General features: G+C 33.7%; 4 protein-coding genes. All 4 read left to right on the forward strand.

Annotation, left to right across the window (positions count from 1 at the left end; all coding sequences use genetic code 11):
- Positions 1 to 87: 87 nt before the first annotated feature.
- The 4 genes from TD18_RS10310 to TD18_RS10325 all read left to right on the forward strand — a co-directional run bounded on the left by TD18_RS10310 (position 88) and on the right by TD18_RS10325 (position 5,154).
- A complete protein-coding gene (locus TD18_RS10310) occupies positions 88 to 552 on the forward strand; it encodes a hypothetical protein (protein ID WP_040252236.1) in 465 nt (154 codons plus the stop codon).
- Between the two features lie 197 nt (positions 553 to 749).
- Positions 750 to 2,399: a right-handed parallel beta-helix repeat-containing protein gene (locus TD18_RS10315; RefSeq protein ID WP_040252239.1), complete on the forward strand. Its 1,650-nt coding sequence runs from the start codon at positions 750 to 752 to the stop codon at positions 2,397 to 2,399.
- 43 nt (positions 2,400 to 2,442) lie between these two features.
- Entirely contained in the window at positions 2,443 to 3,828 is a 1,386-nt protein-coding gene (locus TD18_RS10320; RefSeq protein WP_052461131.1) for an RCC1 domain-containing protein, read from the forward strand.
- Positions 3,829 to 4,434: 606 nt separating this feature from the next.
- Positions 4,435 to 5,154: a hypothetical protein gene (locus tag TD18_RS10325; protein ID WP_152611360.1), complete on the forward strand. Its 720-nt coding sequence runs from the start codon at positions 4,435 to 4,437 to the stop codon at positions 5,152 to 5,154.
- Positions 5,155 to 5,304 lie beyond the last annotated feature (150 nt).

Raw genomic sequence — 5,304 nt, forward strand, 5'->3', positions numbered from 1 at the left:
ATAACACGAACACGTTGTGGTGCATTTGTCGAAAATCGAGAATGGAAGTATTATAAAACTAAATTAAACGCTTTTTTGTATTAAATAATGAGCTATTATGCTGACATATATGTTTTCAAAGAAACTCGGTCGAAAAACCTGGTTAATGATTTTTTGAATCATTTTATTCCATTGCGAGAAGAAAGTGCTGATGAATATCAAATTCCTCAATATTCTGACAATCCAACTCGTGAATTTAAAAATGCTAATGAAATAATGACTTTTTTGGAATCAAATAACGAATATTCGCAAAGTATTTATTGGAAAAATACTGATGAGAACAGTCGGAACAAACATGGAATGGTTTTTTATACAAATGACGGATTTTTGATTTTTGGAATATCTAGAAATGCTGATATGAGCGGGAATTTATTAACTGACAATGAAGATGACTGTTTAAAACAAATGAAAGAATTCTTTAAAACTGAATTTGGATACATAGATTATGAAAATCCGCCAGTCAACTCGAAAACTGAATTTATGAAAATAGTGAAAAATCTAAAATCAGAATAAAAACGACACCACAACAACGTGTATAATTAATTGCGGCTGAATTCCCTATCGGAAATTAAATCTTATTAATTATCTTTAGTCTTTAGCGGAAAATGACTCGCGTCCTTTTCCGCAACTAATCATACACAATCACGTTGGTAGCAATGTGGAAACCAAAAAATCCGTATATAAACAATAAATAACTAAACTAAGAAATCATGACAGAAGTTGCAAACCTAGCTGAATTAAGGAACTTACCTCATACAGGATTTACTAATGGCGACCTTTTCTATATCAAAGGTCATTCAACTCTTGGCGATGGTGGTGGCGGTACATTTATGTGGAGAACTGACCAAATCTTTATCAATGGAATCTATCAAAATGACAATAATGGTACAATTATCAAGACCACATCCATACCTGGGCAGTTCGTTGGAAGATTTGTAAGACAATATGAAGGTAATTTAAACGTATTATATTTTGGAGCATTCGGTAAGACCCAAGATTATACAAATGCATTTCAAAATGCCGTGGAATTTGCTACCCTTAATACATTGAATGACCCTGAACTAAAAGATTCGGTAATTTATATCCCAAATGGTAATTACAGAATCAATCAGTTGACGCTAAAAAGTGGTATCTCATTGATTGGAGAATCAATGGAAAAAACTTTGATTCAAACAACTGTGGGGCATAACGTGGACTATATGTTCAAAATAGAAGCAGGCCCAGTTATCCTTAATATGTCAAATTTATTTTTTTTTGGAAGAGATGAGACCAATGCTGGATGTTTTTTATTTGAAGCACAAGCAATTGGAGATCCTATACAAGGAGGTTTGTGGAACTCTTCATTTAAAAACATACAGATTAAAGGATTTAAAGGACATGGGATTTATCTGATGGGAGGTGAACCTACCATTCCCCCTTCTAGTAACCCCTATGTCGCACCTAATCAGTTCAACACCTTTGAGAATGTCAGGGTTGTAAAAACAGTAAATTTCAGCAACGCGTTGAAAATGACAGGACAAAATGGGCAGCATACGTTTTTAAACTGTACATTTGATGGCTATAGTCTAAATAATCATACTATCTTTCCCAAAGGCCATAATGTGAACATCTCAAATGTAGGCGCTTTAAAAACAGCAATCTTAAGTTTTATAAATTGTATTTTTCAAGATGCTGATTATGGTATCTATATCGATTATGCAGAAAACATCAATATCGATGGGTGCTGGTTTGAAAATTTAGGTGTGGCCATCACTGTTAATGGAACATATAATAGTTGCAGGGACATCACAATCCAAAACAATCGATTTGCAAATGCTGCTGGTTATGGTTCATTACCAGTATCGTCAGGCAATATAAAATCAGGTCAGTGCATTTCAATTTTAAACTCTTTTGTGAATGTATATAACAATTATGTAACTGTTTCAGAAACTGATGGACCCCATTTAAACCCCAACAGTAGTTTCTTAATATCGTCAAACAACGTTTTAGGTGGTGTAGCAATTTCTGATAATGTATTTCAGGTTAACAAATTGGGAAAAACATTTGGAGTGATGCAGGTGGTCGATGTCTCGACACCTAATAAAATTGATTGCGGAAGAAACAAATTGGTCTTTGTCAATACATCATCCACGATTATAAAGTCCATAGTTTCATCAATAAATGCCTCCGAAACAATTACCATCAGGGCTAACGGTGGAACAATCACATTTGATAATACAAAAAATATATTTTTAACACATAGGTCAACTTTTTCGTTGGCAAATGGTGAAATAGCAGTATTTATGAAAATTGACAATATTGTAGGAAGTTATTATGAAACCTATCAATTGATTTCAGTTATGAGAGCACCCAGTCCGTAATATTCTAAATTTCAGTATCTTTATTATAAAAATAAGCAAGGTTATGAAAAAAATAATAATTATTACCTTTTGTTTTTTAACTACACAGATTAACGCTCAATGTTGGCAGGACATATCAGCTGGCAACAACCATAGTGTTGCCATCAAAACTGACGGCACGCTTTGGGCTTGGGGAGATAATGATGGTGGTCAGTTAGGAGACGGAACAACAGATGACAGATATACCATCACTCAGATTGGAACAGATACAGATTGGGAATCGGTGGCATCAGGTTATTTTAACTCTTATGGCATACAGACCAACGGTACGCTTTGGGCATGGGGAAATGGTGGTTTGGGCTCATTAGGCAATGGACAATTTGGTGAAGACAATTATACATATGTTCCAATCATGGTAGGTATGGATGACAATTGGTTAAAGGTAGATTCAGGTGCAGGTCATGTCCTTGCTCTAAAAAGTGATGGTTCAATCTGGGCTTTTGGATACAATGCTTACGGTCAATTGGGAGATGGCACAATTGAAAATAAAAATGTACCAACCCAAATAGGTACAGACAATGATTGGATATTTATTGATTGTGGGTTCAGGAGTAGTTTTGCTATTAAAGAAGATGGTACATTATGGGGTTGGGGAAGAAATGATAAAGGTCAATTAGGAGATGGGACTAACACTGATAGGAATATCCCCATTCAAATTGGAACTGCTACTGACTGGTATATAATTTCTATAAATGGTAATACAACTTTGGCCACAAAAACAGATGGCTCATTATGGTCTTGGGGGAGTAATGAAAGTTGGCAGTTGGGTACTGGACAAGATATGTCCAATACAAATGTACCTTCACAGGTTGGCATGGACACAGACTGGTCAACAGTCTCGGCAGGAGCATTTCATTCTACTGCTTTAAAAACAGATGGTACACTTTGGGTTTGGGGCGAAGGCTTTTACGGGTTTGGAGATGGCACTAACATACCAAAAGATTTTCCAAGCCAAATAGGGACTGATTCAGATTGGCAAAGTATTTCAGCAGGTGGTGTTCATACCGCAGTAATTAAAACAAATAACACACTGTGGAATTGGGGATGGAATTTTAGCGGGCAACTTGCAAATGGCACAAATACAGGTAATTCAAGTAACAATACTCAAAATCTCCCTATTGAAGTAAGTTGTACACCATTAAGTACCGAAGATTTTGTTGTCAGACAATTTCATGTTTATCCTAATCCAGTAAGCAATAACTTATTTATTGAAAATAATAGTGGTTTTGAAATACAGAAAATTAGAATAGTAGATAACACAGGAAGTATAATCATGGAAAAAAATGGTGATATTTCAAAAATAAATATGCAAAATTATCAAAACGGAATTTATATTTTAAGCATAATATCGATAGAAAAAATATCAAATTACAAGATTATAAAGAAATAAACACTGCTACCAACAACGTGTAAGCGCAATAACTACTGAATTCTCTATCGGAAATTCAGTACTTTTAATTAACTTAGTTGCGTCAGTGGAAAAACACTAACGCTTTTTCCCGTTACTGACGCTTACACAAACTCGTTACCAACCATAGTGCAAAAATCATCAGAGTTACATCCTTTAAACTTGAGTTACTAATACAAAGTTTTTAAGGTTTTATAAAATTCATCCGAATTATCCTTTTTTTGAGAACTAAACGCTTTGGCGTTCTGATTCGTTCTTTTCAAAAAAAGGCGTACGTGGTTTTCCTGTGTCGCAACCTAAATGCTATTGTGATCTTTCCCTTTTTACTAAATTAACGGATTCTTGGGCTTGTTTATTAAAGCTTTGGTTAGCATTCTGTTTCGGTTGCTCTTCTGTATTTGCTAGGTTCTGTCTTTTCCAATGGTTCGTTCTGCACTACAGTAGGTAACAATGTGTATAATTCATGCTTACATCAAACTTCAATGAAAAATTTATATCTTTAACAGTATGATTTGCTACAACTGAAAATCTATCGATTCTCAATCGCACAAATCATACACTAAACCGTTGGCTGTAATTTACCCAAAAATGAGACGAATTACTTTTATATTATTTTTTAGTTTAATCACAATAAACCTACAAGGTCAATGTGACTCAATCTCGAAAGAAGTTTTGAATATCATTAAAATGGAGAACTATGAAAGGTTTGACAATCTCATAATGCCTATTGAACAACAAAGAAAGATATTACATTGGCCGAAATCAAAAGAAACAGACAAAATACTTTTGACCATAAAAGATTCACTGAAAAAAGAATTAACAGCTAGCGCAAAAAAATTAAGACTAGAACTATTGGACAAAGGATTCGATTTAAATAAAACAGATTATAATCGTTGTCAATTAACTGCAAATAAATTAGACATTTTCATTTCCGACAATGAAAAGGAATCAAATTTTATGGTGGAAACTCGAAAAACGGATAAAAGGTATTTAATGCTTCCTATTAATCAGTCAGCACCTGAATTACCAACTTTTCAACCAACAAAAGAAGAATTAGCTAATTCAACTATTATAATTGCTGGAGAAAAATTCAAACCTTTTGAGCCATCGAAAAAAGACAAAGAAAAAGGATTGAAAATATTAAAAAAATGTATTGACACTAAAAAGACAACAGATAAGAACATATTAATGACTGGCGGAATGAAAGACAAAAATGGTTTATCAATATTGACTTTTATGGCAGTAGAAGAATCTGAAATGAATAGATTTAAAGTCATTCTTGAAAAAGAAACTTGCGAAAAAGAATAAAAAACTACAGCCAACAACGTGTATAATTCATGCTCCACTTCTACTTCAATTAAAATTTAATATATTTAACTATATGATTTGCATCGACTGAAAATCTACGGATTTCCAATCGCACAAATCATACACGAACACGTTGTGCTTAATACTAAA

This window comes from Psychroserpens mesophilus (assembly GCF_000826645.1).
Taxonomy (GTDB): Bacteria; Bacteroidota; Bacteroidia; order Flavobacteriales; family Flavobacteriaceae; genus Psychroserpens; species Psychroserpens mesophilus.